Raw genomic sequence first — 18024 nt, 5'->3', positions numbered from 1 at the left:
TTTGAAGCGGATGTAGATTGGCTTTGTGTGGGAGCGGGCTTGCTCGCGAAGGCGGTGTGTCAGGCGACCTTGTTTTGGCTGATACACCGCTTTCGCGAGCAAGCCCGCTCCCACATTTGATCTGCGTTGCATCAACGGGGTCGTTTTTTGATTGGGAAACTGTCGCTCACGCATAAATAGCATGAGTATTTCGCCGCACACTCATGACTATTAAGCACTGGCTGTTTTCTTTATATAAACGCTAGTCTGATTTTAATTAAACATCGCAATCCGCCACCGCACTTACATAGGGCGAAACTTTCAACTTCGCCCCATCCTGTTGCTATTAATCCGAGCCGAATACATGCCAACCGATGTTAAGTCACCCGCTAGAAGTATTGGCATATTGGCGCTCATCTTTACTGCCTGTAACGCCACCACCCACGGTTTCAGCATTTTCCTGTATTCAGCGTTATTACCCGAGATCCGCGAGGTGTTCGAACTGAGCTACAGCCAGGCTGCGTTTATCGCGGCGCTGTTGCAGCTGTTCTATATGGGCGCATCGATTGTCAGCGGCATCGCGGCGGCGTGGATCAGCCCGCGCAACATGGTGCGCCTGACGATGGCCCTGAGCCCGGCGCTGCTGGCCCTGGCGGTCGTTACACCCTGGGTGCTGCCGTTTGCGCTGTGCCTGGCGCTGGTGTCGGCCTGCGCGGTGTCGAACTGGAATGCGATCGCGGCGCTGGCCAGCGAGGTGATCCCTGCGTCCCACCGCAGCCGCGTGCTGGGGCTGGCGTCTTCGGGGGCAGCGTTTGCGATTTGCCTCAATGGAGTGCTGATCGCTTTATTGCACGGCATCTCCCTGAGGCACTTCTGGTTGATCTGCGCCGGTTTGACGCTGATTGTCACCCTGCTGACCTTCTGGGCCCTGGCCCCGCTCGCGGCGGAACAACGCCTCAAGCCCGACAGCCCACCGTCGCTGCGCCGGGTCCTCAGGCACTGGCTGCACCTGTGCCTGGAACACCCGGTGGCGCTGCATATTTTGCTGCTCAGCGCCTTTATCGGTGCGATCAGCGGACCGTTTCTCAACTTTCTCTCGGCGTTTGCCAGCGAACGCCTGGGCGCCAACGCGCAAATCACCGGATCACTGTGGTCGCTGATCGGCATCGGTGGCGTGGTCGGTGGCCTGCTCCTGGGTTCATTGGCGGATCGCTGGGGCGCATTACGGGTGATGTTGTTGAGCATCGGCGCGTTCGGCGCGGCGATGCTGGCCCTGCTCTGGCAGCCGAACCTGGGCCTGACCTGGCTGGCGGCCGGGCTGTTCGCGCTGTTTTACTTCCCGGTCTGGGGCCTGATGGCCGCTTACCTCAGCGCACGATTGAGCCCCGTGCAGAGCCTGCAAGTGGTGAGCCTGAGCATGGTCGGTTACGGCCTGGGCAGCGCCACTGCCAACGGGATCTGCGGCTGGCTGCTGCAAGCCACCGGGCAGTTTGCCGTCGTGCATGGCTGGATCGCCTGCTGGGTGGCGGCCAGCCTGTTATTGCTGGGGCTGATGGCCCGTCGTCAACGCCGCGAACCCGCGTTGGGCCAACAGGTCTGAACGGCCCAACTCGCGGCAGAGAATGTCTACCAACGCCTCGACCGCCAACGCCTGAGACTGATACGAACGCCAGACCATCAACCGCGCCGGCTCAATGGGCGGGAAGCCCTGGGCCTCATCCAGCACCTGCCAACCCGCCGGCACCAAGCGCCGCGCGGTGACGCCCACCGATTGGCCCTGTTCAATGGCAATCCCGATACCCCGCGGACTCTGGCTGGTGTAAACCACATGCCACGGCCGCCCTGCTTCGGCCAGCGCCCGCACGGCATTGGCGCGGAAGGCGCAGCCCTCGGCATACACCGCCAGCGGCACCGACTCGTCTTTGCCAGCGCACCACCCTTCAGCCGCCACCCACACCAGCGGCTCGTCACACAGGTATTCCCCCGGTTGCAGATTGGCGTGCTGCACACCCAGCACCAGATCCAGTTCACCACGTTGCAAGCGGCCGACCAGTGCGGTCGACATCTCGCAGCAAATGTCCGGTCGCACCCGCGGAAACTGCGCCTGGAAGTCCCGCAATATCCCGGCCAGGCAAAACTGCGCGTAGTCCTCGGGCATGCCGACGTGAATGCACACGTGCTCGTCGGGCAGTTGCACGGCGTTGATCGCATCGGCGTGCAACTTGAGGATTTGCCGGGCGTAGATCAGGAAGGTTTCGCCGCCGGGGGTCAGGCTCACCGAACGACTGGTGCGTTGCACCAGCGGCGTACCGACGATTTCCTCCAGCCGCTGCAAACTCTGACTGATGGTCGATTGGGTTTTATGCAGGCGTTCGGCGGCCGCGGAAAATCCGTGGCACTCGATAATCGCGACAAAGACTTTAAGTAAGGTCCCATCCAGTTCGCCCGACATAACTATCGCCCCTGCCGATGGATTCGATCACAACTTGTAATTTCCACTTCGCACCTCTTTAAGCAACTATCGATTCAACGCCAAACACTGTTAATTGATAGTTCCAGGAGACTTGCATGAGCCTTCAACTTGCCGACGCCGAAGTGGGCGATATCAGCGACATCATTAATGCCGAGTTGTACCCCATACATGATTCGGGCCATGTCCAATTGCAGGCGCTGATCGAACACGCCCGCGCCGAGCTGGCCGAGGACGGCTGCTGCCTGCTGAAGAACTTCCTGCGGCCCGAGGCGCTGGAACAGGCCCGCGCCGAAGGCCAGGCGCTGTCGGGCAAGACGTTTTACTCGGTGCGCAAGGTCAACGCCTACTTCACCGAAGACGACCCCACCCTGCCCCAGGATGATCCGCGCCGCACATTCATGGAGCGCACCAGCGGCTTCGTGACCCGGGACATGATCGCCCCGGACGCGATCATTCATCGGCTGTACGTCTCGCCGATGATGAAGCGCTTTATCGGCGCCTGCCTCAATGAGCCGGAGATTTTCGAATACGCCGACCCGTTCGCCGGCCTGGTGATCAACGTCATGCCCGAAGGCACCGAGCAGCCTTGGCACTTCGACACCAACGAATTCATCGTCAGCATGATGACCCAGAAACCTGAGGCCGGCGGTCTGTTCGAATACGCGCCGATGATCCGTACCCGCACTCAGGAAAACCTCGGCGCAGTGGGTAAAGTCGTGCGCGGCGACGACCGCAGCCGCGTGCAGGAGCTGGAACTCAACCCCGGCGACCTGCAGATCTTCAAGGGCCGCTTTTCGGTACACCGGGTGACCCGCGTCGAGGGTGCCACCGAGCGCAACACCGCCATCTTCGCCTACTCCGAAAAGCCCGGAATCATTGGCCGCGCCCAACGCACCAAACAGCTTTACGGACGCCTGTCCGAAGCCCATCTGCAAGCCGAACGCAACCTGGTGCGCAGCGACCGGTTGCTCGACTGATTCACCCAAAAACTCCTAGAAAAAACCAACCGTATTTGCCCTGCGAGGAACACCCCATGAGTCTGTCCGGCCCTAATCGAAACCCCGTCGACTGCGAACCGACCTACGACGAGATCCAGCAAATCCAGCTCGACCGTTTGCAACGAGTGCGCAATGAACTGAAAAAACGCGACTACGCCGCTTGCGTGCTGTTCGACCCGACCCACATGCGCTATGCCACCGGCTCGCGCAACATGCAGGTGTACTCGGCGCGCAACCCGGCGCGCTATGCGTTTATCCCGGCGGAAGGCCCGGTGGTGATCTTCGAATTCGGCGGCTGCCTGCACCTGGCGGAAAAGCTCAATACCGTCGACGAAGTGCGCCCGGCCAAAGCCATTTCCTATTACTTCTGCGACAGCTTCCTCAATAACGTCACCGCCGAATGGGCCGCGGAGATCGATGAACTGGTGCGCAAATGCGGTGGTGGCAACAAGCGCATCGCCATCGAAAGCGCGACCTCGGCCGCCGCCTTCGAATTGCAAAAACTCGGCTATCAGATCTTCGACGCCCAAGAACCGCTGGAACGCGCGCGCTGCATCAAAGTGCCGAACGAGCTGAAGATGATCCGCGCCAGTCTGCGTGCCACCGAGGCCGGGGTGCACCTGATGGAAAGCAAACTCGTGCCGGGCATCAGCGAAAACGAATTGTGGTCACATCTGCACCAACACGTGATCGCCACCGACGGCGACTACGTGGAAACCCGCCTGCTGTCTTCCGGGCCGCGCACCAATCCGTGGTTCCAGGAATGCAGCACCCGGCCGATCGAGGCTGGTGATCTGGTGGCGCTGGACACCGATGTGGTCGGGCGTTTCGGTTACTACGCCGATTTCTCGCGGACCTTTCTCTGCGGCGAGCAAGCCGCGACCGCCAGGCAACAGGAACTGTACAAACTGGCCTACGAGCAGGTGCAGACCAACATGGAAATGCTCAAGGCCGGGCGCAGCTTCAAGGAATACGCCGAGCTGGCGTGGAAGATCCCGGACAACTACAAGGCCAACCGTTACTTCGCCCTGGTGCATGGCGTTGGCATGACCGGTGAATACCCGTACGTGGTGCACCGCGAAGACATCGATTCGCTGGGCTACGACGGTGTGTTCGAGGCTGGCATGACCATCTGCGTGGAAAGCTACATCGGCCACGATGAAGGTGGCGAAGGGGTCAAGCTCGAAGAGCAGATCTACATCCACGAAAACGGTATCGAATTGCTTTCCGACTACCCGTTCGATCCGCGCCTGATGCCGCGATGAGTTGCCCGGACGGCGCCGTCATCTCCTTCGACGTCGTCTGTTTTCCCCTTGTTCCCACCCGGAACAAGGGGCGTTTGCGGCCTCAACGTCCTCGCGCCTTCATCAGTCCAGCCTGTCTAGCTCAAGCGGCAGCCTCTCTTACGGTCAGTAACATGCATTTATCGAACGTTTCACCGTTGAATTTATCGTTTGTCGATCTTTGCCCAGATGACAAAACTGCGGGCATCTCTAATAAAAACAACATGAGAGCAGCCCTATGTCCTACCCCATTTCCCACCTCCTGATTTCGTTGCGCCTTGTTCTCCTGCCGGCTTCACGCCTGTCTCGCCTGTGCCTTCGCGGCACCTGCCACTGACAGTTTCGGTTCATCGAAAACCGACCGCGTCCGCCGCTCGCCCCCTCTGCGGCCAGTCGAAAAACGCATCTTTGCAACGTATCGGAGAGGCATATGAAAGAGTTAATGACACTGGACGGCGCCCTGCCGCATCCAGCGGTAAACGACCTGTGCACCCAAGTCAAATGTGGCGAGATCAATCGCCGCCAGTTCCTGCGCACCGCCGCGCTGCTGGGCATCACCGCCGCCAGCGCCAGCACCTTCCTCGGTTCCGCCCTCCTCGGTAATTCTGCCCGTGCCGCCGACGCTATCCCGCCGCGCCAGGGCGGCACGCTGCGGTTTGCCTGCGCCATCCAGGAAATCCAGGACCCGATGCTGATCACCTGGATCGAAGCCTCGAACCTGCTGCGCAATTCCCTGGAATACCTGACCTGGGTCGACGCCGACAACATCACCCACCCGTACCTGGCCGAGAGCTGGAGCCCGTCCGAAGACCTCAAGACCTGGACCTTCAACCTGCGCCAGGACGTGAAGTGGAGCAACGGCGACACCTTCAACGTCGAGGACGTGCAGCACAACATCGAACGCTGGATTGCCGCCGACTCCAAGTCGGTCAACCGCACCGCATTCCAGGACATCAGCGCCTTCGAAAAAGTCAGCGACTTCCAGTTCCGTCTGGTGCTCAAGCGGCCGATGCTGGCGATCCCGGAAATGCTCAACGCGTTCACCTGCGCCATCGTCCACCGCAGTTTCAAGGCCGGTGACGACTGGGCGAAAAACCCGTTGGGCACCGGGCCATTCAAGCTTGTCTCCTTTGCCGTCAACAAGCAGGCGACCTTCGCCAAGCGCGCCGATTACTGGCGCAAACCGGCCAACCTCGACGAATTGCGCTACGTCGACATGGGCACCGACATCTCCACCCATCTCGCGGCATTACAGGCCGGGCAAGTGGACGTGTTGTACCGGGTAACCGTGGCCGAACTGGACCTGGCCAAACGCTTGCCGGGCGCGCAATTGCTGACCTGCAAGTCGGCGCAAACCATCGTCATGCGCATGGCCTGCGACCAAAAGCCGTTCGACGATGTGCGGATTCGCAAAGCCGTGGTGCTCTGCGCCGACAACGCGCAAATGCTCAAGATCGCCTATCGCGGCATGGGCACCCTGGGCGAAGACCATCACGTCGCCCCGTCGCACCCGGAATACTTCCCGCTGCCCAAACGTGCGCGGGATGTGGCGGGGGCGAAGAAACTTCTCGCTGAAGCGGGTCACCCGAACGGCATCGACATCGACCTGATCGTCGGCAACACCCAGGGTCGTTACGAACAGGATTGCGCGCAGATCCTGCAACAGAACTGCGCCGAAGCCGGCATCCGCATCAACCTGAAAGTGATCCCGGCCACGCAGTACTGGCCGATCTGGGACAAAGCTGCGTTCAGCCTCACTTATTGGGCCCATCGCCCTTTGGGCGTGATGTCCCTGGAACTGGCCTATCGCAGCGGCGCAGCCTGGAACGAAAGCCACTACAGCGACCCGGCGTTCGACGCTGCACTCGATAAAGCCATGGGCATCATCGACCCGAAACAACGGGCCGCCGCCATGCAAAACGTCGAGCAAATCCTGCAGGACGCCTGCGTCATGGTGCAGCCGTTCTGGGGCGACAAGTTCACCGCCGCGAGCAAGAAAGTCCAGGGATTCCAGGTTCATCCATCGGACTTCTACCCAATGGATGAAGTCTGGTTGAGCGCCTGATTCAAGCGCCCCTCATGCGGCTCGCCCACCTCGGTGGGTTGGGCCGCCATCCCTTGATTAGCCGGAGCGTGCGAGCATGGCTGAATTTCTACTGCGCAAGTTATTGGCGCTGGCGGCAACCCTGTTGTCGGTGTCAGTGATCGTGTTCCTGGCCCTGGAACTGAACATCGAAGACGTCGCGATCAACGTCCTCGGCCCCTACTCCGCCGCCGACCAGCGCGCCGCGTGGCTGGTGGAACACGGTTACAACCAACCCTTCATCTGGCGCTACCTGGTGTGGCTGAAGGATTTTCTCAGCGGCGACTGGGGCACTTCGGTGCACTTTCGTGAACCGGTGATCGACCTCTTGCTGCCCAACCTCGGGCAAACCCTGATCCTGGCCGGGCTGGCATTGGCGGTGATGGTGCCGGTGGCGTTGACCCTCGGCATTCTGGCCGGGATTCGCCAGGGTTCGCTGGTGGATCGGCTGGTGTCATTCCTGTCGATCGTCACCACTTCGATTCCGGACTTCGCCAGTGCGGTGTTCGTCTCGGCGATCTTCGTGTTCTGGCTCAACTGGCTGCCGGGTGTGAGCAGCATGAGCGACGGCTTCAACGCCGTGGAACTGGCGTTGCCGCTGATGGTGCTGTGCCTGTTCGGCATCGGTTATCTGGCGCGCATCACCCGGGCCTCGATGGTCGAAGTGATGCAGGCGCCGTACATCCGCACCGCGCGCCTCAAAGGCGCGTCGACCTCACGGATCGTGCTGCGGCATGCCTTGCGCAACGTCCTCATCGCGCCAATCACGGTAATCATGTTGTACATCCCGTGGCTGCTGTCGAACGTGATCGTGGTCGAGGTGTTCTTCGCCTACAAAGGCTTCGGTTCACTGCTCTACACCGCGTCGCTGAACCATGACGTGTACCTGATCGAAGCCTGCGCAATGATCAGCGGCATCGTGGTCGGCGCGACCAAAATCTTTTCGGACCTGGCCTACACCTGGCTCAACCCGCGCATCACCTTGCGCAGTCTTGGCGGAGGTGGCCAATGAACTTCCTCAATTCGTTCAAACATCCCTTGGCGTTGCTCGGTTTGCTGCTGGTCGGCGGCTGGGTGTTGATGGCGATTTTCGCGCCATGGCTGGCGCCTCACGATCCTTTGGAAAGCTTCACCCCGCTGCTGACGCCGATGACCCCGGACGGCAATGGTGTGAGCTTTCTTCTGGGCACTGACATGATTGGCCGGGACATTCTGTCGCGGCTGATCTGGGGCACGCGCACGGTGTTGTTCTGGTCGATCCTCGCGACCCTGACCGCGTTCGCCGTCGGCATCGCCATGGGCCTGTGCGCCGGTTACTTCAATGGCTGGGTCGATGGGCTGCTGTCCTATGTCGCCGACACCGTGCTGTCGTTTCCGGTGCTGGTGTTGTACATCGTGATCATCATCGCCCTCGGCGCCTCGGCCCTGAACATTCTGATTGCGGTGACCTTCACCAGTGCCCCGGCGATCTTCCGGATCATGCGTGCGCTGACCATCGACATCCGCTCCCGGGACTACGTGCTCAGCGCCATCACCCAGGGCGAAGGCGCGCTGCGGATCATGCTGGTGGAAATCCTGCCGAACTGCGGCGGGCCGTTGATCGTCGATTTCTGCCTGCGCATCGGCTACACCGCGATCATGATCGGCGCCCTCGGTTTCCTCGGCCTCGGCCTGCCGCCGCCCACCCCGGATTGGGGCGGCATGATCAACGAAGGCCGCAGCATGGCCATCGCCTTCCCGCACCTGGTGATCTTCCCGTGCATTGCCATCTCCACCCTGATGCTGGGCCTGAGCCTGTTGGCGGACGGTCTGGACGAACACGCCCAGAAAGGCGCAAGGAGCTGAGCATGAGTCAGTTGCAAGTATTACGCGTGGAGAACCTCTCCATCGAATTGCCCGCCGGTGCCGACCGTAGCCACGCCGTCAAAGGCATCAGCCTCGACGTGCGCAAGGGTGAAATCCTCTGTGTGATCGGCGAGTCCGGCTCCGGAAAATCGGTGCTCTCGGCGGCGATCATGGGCGACTACGCCAAGGGCCTGCGCCACAGCGAAGGGGTGATCGACTTTCTCGGTGACGACATCTGCCGCATGGACGAGCACTCGTTGCGCCGCTTGCGCGGCAACCGCATCGCGATGATTTTCCAGGAGCCGATGGCGGCGCTGAACCCGGCGATTCGCATCGGCCAGCAAGTCGAAGAAATCTTCGACATTCACGCCCCGGACATGCCCGCCGCCGAGCGCCGTGAACGCATGCTCGCCCTGCTCGACTCCACCCAATTGCCCGACCCGCCACGGATCGCCAACAGCTTCCCGCATCAACTCTCCGGCGGCCAATGCCAACGGGTGGTGATTGCCATGGCGTTGGCGATGAACCCGGATTTGCTGATTGCAGACGAACCGACCACGGCGCTGGATGTGACCACTCAGGCCCAAGTATTGAAACTGGTGCGTGACCTGCGCAATCGCGGTCAGCACGGCATTTTGTTCATCACCCACGACTTCGGTGTGGTGGCGGAAATTGCCGACCGCATCGCCGTGATGGAGGGCGGTGTTTTGGTAGAAATCGGCGAGCGTGATCAAGTGCTCAACGCACCGAAGCATCCCTACACCCGCAAGCTGATTGCCGCCGTGCCGGCGCTGCACCCCGAGTTGCACGCGCCGTGCGCCGACGGTGAGTTGGCGCTGCGCATCGAGCACCTGACCAAAACCTACAACGTCGGTGGTCGCTTGGTGCCGGCGCTCAAGGATGTGTCGCTGCAATTGCCACGGGGCAAGACCCTGGCGATTGTCGGCGAGTCCGGCTCGGGCAAAAGCACCTTGGTGAAAGCGGCGATTCGGCTGGTGGACAGCGACAGCGGTCACGTCTGGGTCGGTGATACGGATTTCCTGGCCCTGCGCGGTTCGGCGTTGGCAGCGAATCGGCGGCGCATCCAGATGATTTTCCAGGACCCGTATGGCTCGCTGAATCCACGGCATCGGGTCGGCGACATCATCGCCCGCGCCGCGCAACTGCGCGGGCTGTCGGCCAAGGATGCGTGGACCGAGGCCGGGGATTTGCTGGAGCAGGTCGGGCTCAAGCGTGACGCCCTCAAGCGCAAGCCCCGGCAGTTCTCCGGCGGCCAGCGTCAGCGCATCGGTATCGCCCGGGCCCTGGCGATGCGCCCGGAAGTGTTGATCGCCGATGAGAGCGTCTCGGCGCTGGATGTCTCGGTGCAAAAACAAGTGCTGGAGCTGCTCGCCGAACTGCAACAGCGCCTGAACCTGAGCATTTTGTTCATCACCCACGACCTGCGCGTGGCAGCGCAAATCAGTGACTACATCGCGGTGATGCGCCAGGGCGAAGTGGTGGAATACGGCACCGCGCAACAGGTGTTGCTGCGTCCGCAAAACACCTACACCCAAACCTTGCTGGCGGCGGCGCCCGGTGCTTCGGCGATACCGGTAGTGCCCGTCGCTGAACCGCCGCTGAGGCTGATCCGACCTCAGGCTAACTGACCTCATAACCCTTTCTCCAGGTCGCAGCGTTCGCTGCGGCATGGGTTGCTGTTGCCAACGATAACTAAAAAACCAGGAGTATGACTGTGCGCACAACCACCCCAATTGCGGTCCGTTCCATCGTTCTCATTCCGCTGCTCGGCGCCTTCGCGGCCCCGGCCATGGCGGTGCAGGTCACCGACAACCTCGACCTCGGCGGTGCCATTCGGGCCCGTTGGGACTATGACCCGGATCGCGACATCCAGAAGTTTGGCCTGGACACGGTGTTCCTCAGCGCCAAGTACAATTCCGACACCTGGATCGGTGAGGCGCAATACCGTTTTTACGGACGCTCCTATCCTTACCAGTACACCAAGAACTACGGGGATATCCAGTTCGCCAAGTTCGCCTGGGCCGGCTACAAGTTCAACCCCGACCAGCAAGTGCAGGTAGGCCTGAACACGGTGCCGTTCGGCTTGCAGCCGTACTTCGGCAGCACCTTCTACGAAACCCTGGGCAACGTCATCGGCCTGGAAGATGTGCAACAGGTCGGCGCCAAGTACATCCAGCAAAGCGGCGACTGGAACATCCAGGCCGGTTACTACTTGCGCCCGGCGTGGCAAGGCAAAGGCACCAGTAAAGGCGTGACCTATTCCAGCGTGGTGTCCGGGGCGGACAGCTACGTGGGCGACGGCAGCGACAACCAGGAACGCAACACCGTGGTGCTGCGGGTGGCCAAGGCGCTGGACCTGGGCCCGTGGAAATCCGAAGTCGGGATCTCCGGACTGACCTCGACCCTGGAGAACAAGGACACCGACAACGACGGCCGACGCAACGCAGTGGCCGTGCACTACCTCGGCAAGAACGGTCCGTGGGGCGTGCAACTGCAAGCGGCGCGTCAACAGATGTCGCCACGCAACGCCGGAACCGATGAAGTGGTGACCCTCGGCGGTTACGACGGCACCTACAACGTCGCCAGTCGCGGCAATCTGTACGTCGCGGACCTGAGCTACGACGTCAGCGGCAAATACCTGTTCGATCTGGTCAGCGGCGTGAAGCTGTACGCCAACTACAGCGCTTTCGACAAGTCCGCCGATGAGTTCAAGACCTCGCAGCGGATGATCCTCGGTACGTCGTTTTCCTTCAGCAAACTGTGGATCGCGACGGAGTGGTTGTATGGCAAGAATGATCCGTACATTGGGGGTAGCAGCTACACCCAGAGTTTGGGTGCGGGCGGGACTGATCACTGGGAGAATCAGTTGTATATGAACATTGGGTATTACTTCTGATCGGGATTTTTTGGCGTTATTGAGGGCGCCTTCGCGAGCAAGCCCGCTCCCACAGGTTTAGCGCATGACCTGTGGGAGCGGGCTTGCTCGCGAATCGCCCAAACACCACTTGCATCAGCCCATCCACACATAGTCAGATAGGCCACCACCCAAAAAAACAATAAACCTGCCCCACATCGGCGTCAGGTGCGGAGTCACCCTTCCATGCGTCAACTGCCCTCGCTCAACATGCTGCGTGTCTTTGAAGAAGTCGCCCGGCATCGCAGTTTCAGCCAGGCGGCGCTGGGTCTGAACGTTACCCAAGGCGCGGTCAGCCGTCAGATCAAGCAGCTCGAAGATTACCTCGGCGTGGCCCTGTTCATTCGCACGCCACAAGGCCTGTCACCGACCGAAACCGGGATCGCCCTCTCCCCGCATTTAAGCGACGCCTTCGACCACATCGAACGCGCCCTGCAAGCGGTGCGCGTGCCCAACCTGCGCCAGCGTCTGCGCATCGTCGCGCCTCCGACCTGGGCCACGCGCTGGCTGTCGGCGCACTTGCGTGCATTCTGCCAGCGCTACCCGGACATCAGCCTGAGCGTCACCCACCAGGCCGGCCACGACAACCTCGCGGAAATCGACTGCCACATCCGCTTCGGACTCGAAGCCGACAGCCATTGCAGCAGCCGGTTACTGGTGATGGAACGGCACATGGCAGTGGCCAGCCCGGAGTTGTTTATCAACGGTCAACCGCCGGACCTGCGGCAGTTTCCACTGCTGCACATCCTGCACGATGGCAGGCGTTTGAAGGTGTGGGAGAACTGGCTGGCGGCGATGGGCCGTGACGATATCGATGCGGGACAAGGGCTGGAATTCAGCACCCTGGACCAGGTGATCCACACAGCACTGGCCGGTGGCGGGTTGGCGGTGATTGATCGGCAGATGATCGAAAAGGAACTGGCCAATGGCAGTTTGTTGCCGATCACCCCGGTGGAAGTGGTCGGGCCGTATGGCTATTGGCTGGACGTGGCGAATGACAAATTGGGGTTGTCGAAGGTGCGGTTGTTTACGGAGTGGTTGGGGTTGGTCAGCAACCCCTGAAGCCGTAATGATCGTTCCCACGCTCTGCGTGGGAATGCAGCCCGGGACGCTCCGCGTCCCAAAGCGGACGCAGAGCGTCCATTGAGGCATTCCCACGCGGAGCGTGGGAACGATCATCATGACTGGATTAAACCGATGCTGCGACTTTGACGGCCACCTGAGCCCCACTCTCCACCGGACTTTGCGCCTTGCACGCCTGGCTCAACGTCAGGGATTTGGTCTCCGGCGCCCACGCCCAGGAAATCATTGCGCCCAGCGCCAGGATCGCCGCGAGTATGCCCATGGTCGGGCTCAGGCCGATCCCCGCCACGCTCACCGGCAGCAGGAAGGTACTGACCGCCGAGCCCAAGCGACTCACCGCTGTCGCAAGACCAATCCCGCTGGCCCGAACTTCGGTCGGGAAGCTCTCGGCCGGGAACACGCCCACCAGGTTGTTCACCGCCGACAACACCAGGGTGAATACGCCGAACACCAACACCATCAGGAATGCCGCGCTGCCCGGCAATGCGGCCAACAGGAACAACGCCACCGCCAGGATGATGAACGAGTTGATCAAGAAACCCCGGCGGGAAAACTTGACCGTGCACCAGATGCCGATCAGTGCGCCGAGGATCAGCAGCAGGTTCAGCATCAGTTCCGTACCAAATCCTTCGGCCAGGCCCATCTTCTGCAGAATCGACGGCAGGAAGGTGTAGATCGCGAAGTACGGCATCACGATGCACACGAAGAACAGGCAATTGAACGCCGTGCGCTTGCGGTATTCACGGCTGAACAGCACCGCGTAGCCGGAACGGGTTTCGGTGGAGCGGGTTTCGTCGAGTTCGACGTTATCGCCCAGGTGCTTTTTGACGATGGCCCGGGCTTCGGCGATGCGTCCTTGATTGACCAGCCAGCGCGGCGATTCCGGGGTGCCAATACGGGCGATCAGGATCAACGCTGCAGGGATCGCCGACGAAGCCAGCATCCAGCGCCAGGCGTCATCGCCGAGGTTGAGCATGGCCGTGCCGACGAAGGTCGCGGCGACGTAGCCGAAAGTCCAGATCACGCTGAACGAACCAAGCAGCACGCCGCGGTGTTTCTTCGGCGAAAACTCGGCGAGCATCGCGTGGCCAACGCTGAAATCACCGCCCAGGCCGATGCCGATCAGCACCCGGCAGAGGAACAATTGCATGGCCGTTTCGGCGTAGAACTGCATCACCGAGGCGATGGTGATCAGCACAAAACTGACCAGGAAGATTTTCTGCCGGCCGACCTTGTCGGAGATCCAGCCAAAAAACAGACTGCCGAGGAACAGGCCGATTAGTGCCGAGGCACCGATCAGGCCCTGCCAGAACGCATCGAGGTGCATCTGCGGGCTGAGCAGGGTGAAGGCGATCCCGATCAGGCCGAGGATGTAGCCGTCGGTGAAGTGCGCGCCGAAGGTCAGGCCGGCGATTTTGAGATGGAAGCGCCCGATGGGCAGGTCGTCGATTTTTATCGATTGAGCGGACATGTTCGTCTCCAGTTGTTGTTATTGACGGAGAAATGGAACCGATCTTTCTTTTACCTGTGGAACCTGTGGGAGCGGGCTTGCTCGCGAAAGCGGTGTGTCAGGCACCATCAATGCCAACTGATACACCGCCTTCGCGAGCAAGCCCGCTCCCACATTGGTTATGCGGTGTGTGTCAGAGCCCGCCCATCAACAGGTATTTGATTTCCAGGTAGTCTTCCAGACCGTATTTGGAGCCCTCGCGACCGAGACCCGATTCCTTGATGCCGCCAAACGGCGCAACTTCCGTGGAGATGATCCCTTCGTTGATCCCGACCATGCCGGCTTCCAGGCCTTCGGCCATGCGCCAGACGCGGCCGATGTCGCGGCTGTAGAAGTACGCCGACAACCCATACGGCGTGTCGTTGGCCCGTTGCAGCACTTCGGCTTCGTCCTTGAAGCGGAAGCACGCGGCCACCGGGCCAAAGGTTTCGTCCTGGGCGATCAGCATGTCGCTGTTGGTTTCGGTGAGGATGGTCGGCTCAAAGAAGGTGCCGCCGAGGGCATGCCGACGACCGCCGCACAACAACTGGGCGCCCTTCTCCAAGGCGTCGCCGACATGCAGTTCAACCTTGGCCAATGCCGCCGCGTTGATCAACGGGCCTTGCTCGGTTTCACCGTCCAGCGCACTGCCGACGCGCATCGCCGCGACCGCTTCGGCGAGTTTGCCGGTGAAGGCTTCGTACACGCCGTCCTGAATAAAGAAGCGATTCACGCAAACGCAGGTCTGCCCGGTGTTGCGGAATTTCGAGGCCATGGCACCTTTGACGGCGGCGTCGAGATCGGCGTCGTCGAACACAATGAACGGCGCGTTGCCGCCGAGTTCCAGCGAGACTTTTTTCAGCGTGTCGGCGGCCTGGCGCATCAGTAGTTTGCCGGTGCGGGTCGAGCCGGTGAACGACAGCTTGCGCACGATGCCGGAGGCTTGCAGCGCCCCGCCAATCGCCACCGCGTCACCCGAAACAACGTTGAACACACCGGCCGGAATGCCCGCCTGCTCGGCCAGCACCGCCAGGGCGAAGGCTGACAGCGGCGTCTCTTCCGACGGTTTGAGGATCATCGTGCAACCCGCCGCCAGCGCCGGGCCGACCTTGCGGGTGACCATCGCCAGCGGGAAGTTCCACGGGGTGATCGCCGCGACCACACCGATGGCTTCCTTGACCACGATGATGCGGGCGTCGGCCTTGTGGCTCGGAATCACGTCGCCGTAAGCGCGCTTGGCCTCTTCGGCGAACCACTCCAGAAAACTCGCGGCGTAGACCACTTCGCCCATGGCCTCGGCCAACGGTTTGCCCTGCTCGCGGCTGAGCAACGTGGCCAGATCCTTCTGGTTGCTCAGCATCAGCTCGCTCCAGCGCTTGAGCTTCTGGCTGCGGTCCTTGGCGGTCAGTTTGCGCCAGGCTGGCAAGGCACGGTTGGCGGCGGCAATCGCGAGGTTGGTTTCTTCCGCGCCAGCCTTTTGCACTTCGACGATGAGTTCGCCGTTGGCCGGGTTCGAAACCGGGTACGTCGGGCCACCGCTGGACCATTGGCCATCGATGAAATTGCCGTTACGGATCAGCGCGCTCATGCCACGGCCTCGGTCAGAGTGAAGCGTTCCAGCGCCGGACGGGCCGAGCGCAGGATGCGTTTGCCGGCGGTGTAATCGTTGATCACGTCGCACGGGGTGTAGTTGCGTTCCAGTTCATGCAGTTCTTCGGCGTCGAGCCTGGTTTCCAAGGCTGCCAAGGCACTGTCGAACTGCGCGGTGGTGTCGGCGCCGACCAGCATGCAGTCGACACCCGGATGATTGGCGACCCAGGCCTGGGCGATCTGCGCGTTCGACACCCCACGGGCGCGGGCCACGCGTTGCACCGAATGGGCGATCTCGAACGAAGCTTCGTCGCTGTACATTTGTTGGGTGAAAAAGTCGGTCTGGTTGCGGGTCGATTGCACATCGCCGGTCAGCAAGCCACGGGCCAGCGGACTAAATACCGAGACGCCGAGGCCCTGGTCGCGGCAGAACGGAATCATCTCGCGCTCTTCTTCGCGGTAGGCGCAGTTCAATTGCAGTTGCATGTTGATCGGCTTGACCCAGCCATTGCGTTCGCAGGCCATGAGGATCTTCGCCAGTTGCCCGGTGAGCATGGTCGAGACGCCGATGTAACGGGCCTTGCCGGAGCGCACGATGTCGTTCATCGCGCTCATGGTTTCTTCAACCGGGGTGTTCACATCGAAGTAATGCAGCATGAAGACGTCGACGTAATCCATATCCAGACGCTTCAGCGAGGCGTCGATGCTGTCCATGATGTGTTTGCGCGAATGGCCGCTGGCATTGATGCCGTTGCGGGTGCCGTAGCCGACCTTGGTGGTGATCACCAGGTCGTCGCGACGGGCCAGGCGCTTGACGATGCGCCCGACGACTTCCTCGCCGACGCCAGCGGAATAGAAGTCCGCCAGGTCGATGAAATTCACCCCGTTATCGAGGGCGTGAGCGACGATCGGCTCGCTTTGCTTCTCATCGAAAATCCATGGTTTCCAGTCCGGGGTGCCCATGTTCATGGTGCCCAGGCACAGGCGGGAGACTTGCAGGCCGGAGTTGCCCAAACGAATGTATTGCATGGCGCGGACCTCAGGCTTTTGGCGTGTAGAAAGGGTTGCTGATGTGATCGACCACATCCGCCAGTTGCGCGGTTTCCGGCTTGCCGGTCAGGGCAGCGCGGATCGCGGTGCGGCAGGCGTTGTAGTTGTTCAGGTACACCGCGTCGAGGTCGTCGCAGGCCGGGTTGACCCAGTTGGCCGTCACAATCGCCCATTCGTCTTCGGCTTCCGGCGGCAAGGTGCCGTCCAGCAATGCTTCCAAAACAGCCTTGGCGATCCCGGCCTGAGACGCGCCCCAGGTGGCATTGCCATGCAGGTCGCTGCTGATCGCGGCTTTATTGACGTAAAGGGTCATCGGCTTGACCGGAATGTTCGGCTGGGCGATCACCATGAACGGGCAATGCCCTTGGCTTGGCGAAGCCAGGCTGTTGGCAAACGCCTGCCCCGCCGGACCGTTGCGCGGCCCGATCAGGATGTTGATGTGCGCGGCATTCACGCCTGGGCCTTCGAAACCTTCACCGATGTACAGGTCGAGTTCTTTCATGGGGCAATACTCTTTTTGGATTTTTCAGGGTGATCAGAAGCGCACGCGGATCGTGAAGATCGCGGGGCAACAGTCGGGGTTCGAAGAGCGCAGCGAGGGGCTGGCGGGGACGCGGCAGTGGGGCTTGGTCATGATTGCAAACGCTCTTTTTTGTTGTTGATGAGCTGTGTGTGCGATTTTTTAACACTGGGGGTTGGCGGGGTTGTAACCATTAAAAGTCATGAGGGTATGAGTTCAGGTAATACCCTTTGTGGTCTGCACAAAAAACTGTGGGAGCGGGCTTGCTCGCGAAGGCGTCGTGTCAGTCAGCATTTACGTTGACTGACACACCGCTTTCGCGAGCAAGCCCGCTCCCACAGGGGATTGGGGTGGCTTGGGTTATTGCGACATGGCGTCTTTTTTCATGGCGTCTTTGCTCATGCTGTCCTTGGACATGTTGTCTTTCTTCATCGTGTCCTTGCTCATGGCGTCTTTGGACATGCTGTCTTTTTTCATGGTGTCCTTGGCCATGTTGTCCTTTTTCATCGTGTCTTTTTTCATGGTGTCTTTGGACATGGCGTCTTTGGACATCGAGTCCTTGCTCATGCTGTCGTTGCTCATGGTGTCGGCGGCGTAGACGCTGGCGACGCCCATGGCCAGGAACAGGGACAGTGCGGCGGTGGCGAGCTTTTTCATGGTGGTATTCCTTATAGAGTTGAGTGTGCTTGCGGTGAA

15 protein-coding genes are annotated in these 18024 nt (G+C 61.0%); 9 read left to right on the top strand and 6 right to left on the bottom strand.

Going from position 1 to position 18024, the window contains the following annotated elements; genetic code table 11:
• Positions 1-343: 343 nt before the first annotated feature.
• Positions 344-1579 carry an MFS transporter gene (locus ACIQY3_RS02410; protein ID WP_403016883.1) on the top strand — a complete coding sequence of 412 codons (1236 nt, stop codon included), beginning with the start codon at positions 344-346 and terminating at the stop codon, positions 1577-1579.
• Here the strand turns inward: ACIQY3_RS02410 and ACIQY3_RS02405 are convergent.
• Positions 1517-2431, bottom strand: coding sequence for a LysR substrate-binding domain-containing protein (locus ACIQY3_RS02405; RefSeq protein WP_403016881.1), 915 nt, complete (start codon positions 2429-2431; stop codon positions 1517-1519). The two genes, ACIQY3_RS02410 and ACIQY3_RS02405, sit on opposite strands and share 63 nt — an antisense overlap.
• Before the next feature lie 116 nt (positions 2432-2547).
• On the opposite strand from ACIQY3_RS02405, the gene ACIQY3_RS02400 reads away from it, so the two are divergent.
• From ACIQY3_RS02400 to ACIQY3_RS02365, 8 genes are all read left to right on the top strand, one after another.
• Complete coding sequence (locus ACIQY3_RS02400) at positions 2548-3429, top strand: hypothetical protein (RefSeq protein ID WP_403016880.1); 882 nt, start codon at positions 2548-2550, stop codon at positions 3427-3429.
• A gap of 56 nt (positions 3430-3485) precedes the next feature.
• Positions 3486-4715, top strand: coding sequence for a M24 family metallopeptidase (locus ACIQY3_RS02395; RefSeq protein WP_403016878.1), 1230 nt, complete (start codon positions 3486-3488; stop codon positions 4713-4715).
• Positions 4716-5163: 448 nt separating this feature from the next.
• Positions 5164-6798: an ABC transporter substrate-binding protein gene (locus ACIQY3_RS02390; RefSeq protein WP_403016876.1), complete on the top strand. Its 1635-nt coding sequence runs from the start codon at positions 5164-5166 to the stop codon at positions 6796-6798.
• A 76-nt stretch (positions 6799-6874) separates the two neighbouring features.
• Positions 6875-7828, top strand: a complete 954-nt coding sequence (locus ACIQY3_RS02385; RefSeq protein ID WP_403016874.1) for an ABC transporter permease — start codon at positions 6875-6877, stop codon at positions 7826-7828.
• Positions 7825-8661 carry an ABC transporter permease gene (locus ACIQY3_RS02380; RefSeq protein WP_400771785.1) on the top strand — a complete coding sequence of 279 codons (837 nt, stop codon included), beginning with the start codon at positions 7825-7827 and terminating at the stop codon, positions 8659-8661. Before ACIQY3_RS02385 ends, ACIQY3_RS02380 begins: the two co-directional genes overlap by 4 nt.
• A 2-nt stretch (positions 8662-8663) precedes the next feature.
• Positions 8664-10310, top strand: a complete 1647-nt coding sequence (locus tag ACIQY3_RS02375; protein WP_403016872.1) for a dipeptide ABC transporter ATP-binding protein — start codon at positions 8664-8666, stop codon at positions 10308-10310.
• A gap of 161 nt (positions 10311-10471) precedes the next feature.
• Positions 10472-11578, top strand: a complete 1107-nt coding sequence (locus tag ACIQY3_RS02370) for a hypothetical protein (protein WP_403017634.1) — start codon at positions 10472-10474, stop codon at positions 11576-11578.
• A 204-nt stretch (positions 11579-11782) separates the two neighbouring features.
• Complete coding sequence (locus tag ACIQY3_RS02365; protein ID WP_403016869.1) at positions 11783-12658, top strand: LysR substrate-binding domain-containing protein; 876 nt, start codon at positions 11783-11785, stop codon at positions 12656-12658.
• Between the two features lie 127 nt (positions 12659-12785).
• On the opposite strand, the gene ACIQY3_RS02360 is transcribed toward ACIQY3_RS02365, so the two are convergent.
• From ACIQY3_RS02360 to ACIQY3_RS02340, 5 genes are all read right to left on the bottom strand, one after another.
• The gene (locus ACIQY3_RS02360; protein ID WP_403016866.1) at positions 12786-14150 is read right to left on the bottom strand and encodes an MFS transporter; all 1365 of its coding nucleotides are present in this window, start codon (positions 14148-14150) and stop codon (positions 12786-12788) included.
• Positions 14151-14322: 172 nt separating this feature from the next.
• On the bottom strand, positions 14323-15756 hold the full coding sequence (locus tag ACIQY3_RS02355) for an NAD-dependent succinate-semialdehyde dehydrogenase (RefSeq protein WP_403016864.1): 1434 nt from the start codon (positions 15754-15756) through the stop codon (positions 14323-14325).
• Positions 15753-16787 (bottom strand): aldo/keto reductase, encoded by a 1035-nt coding sequence (locus ACIQY3_RS02350; RefSeq protein ID WP_403016863.1) that lies wholly within the window; start codon positions 16785-16787, stop codon positions 15753-15755. Before ACIQY3_RS02350 ends, ACIQY3_RS02355 begins: the two co-directional genes overlap by 4 nt.
• A gap of 10 nt (positions 16788-16797) precedes the next feature.
• Positions 16798-17310: a formaldehyde-activating enzyme gene (gene fae, locus ACIQY3_RS02345; RefSeq protein WP_054615233.1), complete on the bottom strand. Its 513-nt coding sequence runs from the start codon at positions 17308-17310 to the stop codon at positions 16798-16800.
• A 378-nt stretch (positions 17311-17688) separates the two neighbouring features.
• A complete protein-coding gene (locus ACIQY3_RS02340) occupies positions 17689-17985 on the bottom strand; it encodes a pentapeptide MXKDX repeat protein (RefSeq protein WP_290028986.1) in 297 nt (98 codons plus the stop codon).
• Positions 17986-18024 lie beyond the last annotated feature (39 nt).

It is taken from the genome of Pseudomonas sp. NPDC096950 (genome assembly GCF_044762525.1).
In the GTDB taxonomy this organism is placed as follows: Bacteria; Pseudomonadota; Gammaproteobacteria; order Pseudomonadales; family Pseudomonadaceae; genus Aquipseudomonas.
This window is presented reverse-complemented; position numbering and strand designations above follow the sequence as displayed.

What these genes read in the sequence shown, in the direction of transcription:
- ACIQY3_RS02410 (WP_403016883.1), top strand. Translation starts at nt 344, where the DNA reads ATGCCAACCGATGTTAAGTCACCCGCTAGAAGTATTGGCATATTGGCG.
- ACIQY3_RS02405 (WP_403016881.1), bottom strand. Translation starts at nt 2,431, where the DNA reads ATGTCGGGCGAACTGGATGGGACCTTACTTAAAGTCTTTGTCGCGATT.
- ACIQY3_RS02400 (WP_403016880.1), top strand. Translation starts at nt 2,548, where the DNA reads ATGAGCCTTCAACTTGCCGACGCCGAAGTGGGCGATATCAGCGACATC.
- ACIQY3_RS02395 (WP_403016878.1), top strand. Translation starts at nt 3,486, where the DNA reads ATGAGTCTGTCCGGCCCTAATCGAAACCCCGTCGACTGCGAACCGACC.
- ACIQY3_RS02390 (WP_403016876.1), top strand. Translation starts at nt 5,164, where the DNA reads ATGAAAGAGTTAATGACACTGGACGGCGCCCTGCCGCATCCAGCGGTA.
- ACIQY3_RS02385 (WP_403016874.1), top strand. Translation starts at nt 6,875, where the DNA reads ATGGCTGAATTTCTACTGCGCAAGTTATTGGCGCTGGCGGCAACCCTG.
- ACIQY3_RS02380 (WP_400771785.1), top strand. Translation starts at nt 7,825, where the DNA reads ATGAACTTCCTCAATTCGTTCAAACATCCCTTGGCGTTGCTCGGTTTG.
- ACIQY3_RS02375 (WP_403016872.1), top strand. Translation starts at nt 8,664, where the DNA reads ATGAGTCAGTTGCAAGTATTACGCGTGGAGAACCTCTCCATCGAATTG.
- ACIQY3_RS02370 (WP_403017634.1), top strand. Translation starts at nt 10,472, where the DNA reads ATGGCGGTGCAGGTCACCGACAACCTCGACCTCGGCGGTGCCATTCGG.
- ACIQY3_RS02365 (WP_403016869.1), top strand. Translation starts at nt 11,783, where the DNA reads ATGCGTCAACTGCCCTCGCTCAACATGCTGCGTGTCTTTGAAGAAGTC.
- ACIQY3_RS02360 (WP_403016866.1), bottom strand. Translation starts at nt 14,150, where the DNA reads ATGTCCGCTCAATCGATAAAAATCGACGACCTGCCCATCGGGCGCTTC.
- ACIQY3_RS02355 (WP_403016864.1), bottom strand. Translation starts at nt 15,756, where the DNA reads ATGAGCGCGCTGATCCGTAACGGCAATTTCATCGATGGCCAATGGTCC.
- ACIQY3_RS02350 (WP_403016863.1), bottom strand. Translation starts at nt 16,787, where the DNA reads ATGCAATACATTCGTTTGGGCAACTCCGGCCTGCAAGTCTCCCGCCTG.
- fae (WP_054615233.1), bottom strand. Translation starts at nt 17,310, where the DNA reads ATGAAAGAACTCGACCTGTACATCGGTGAAGGTTTCGAAGGCCCAGGC.
- ACIQY3_RS02340 (WP_290028986.1), bottom strand. Translation starts at nt 17,985, where the DNA reads ATGAAAAAGCTCGCCACCGCCGCACTGTCCCTGTTCCTGGCCATGGGC.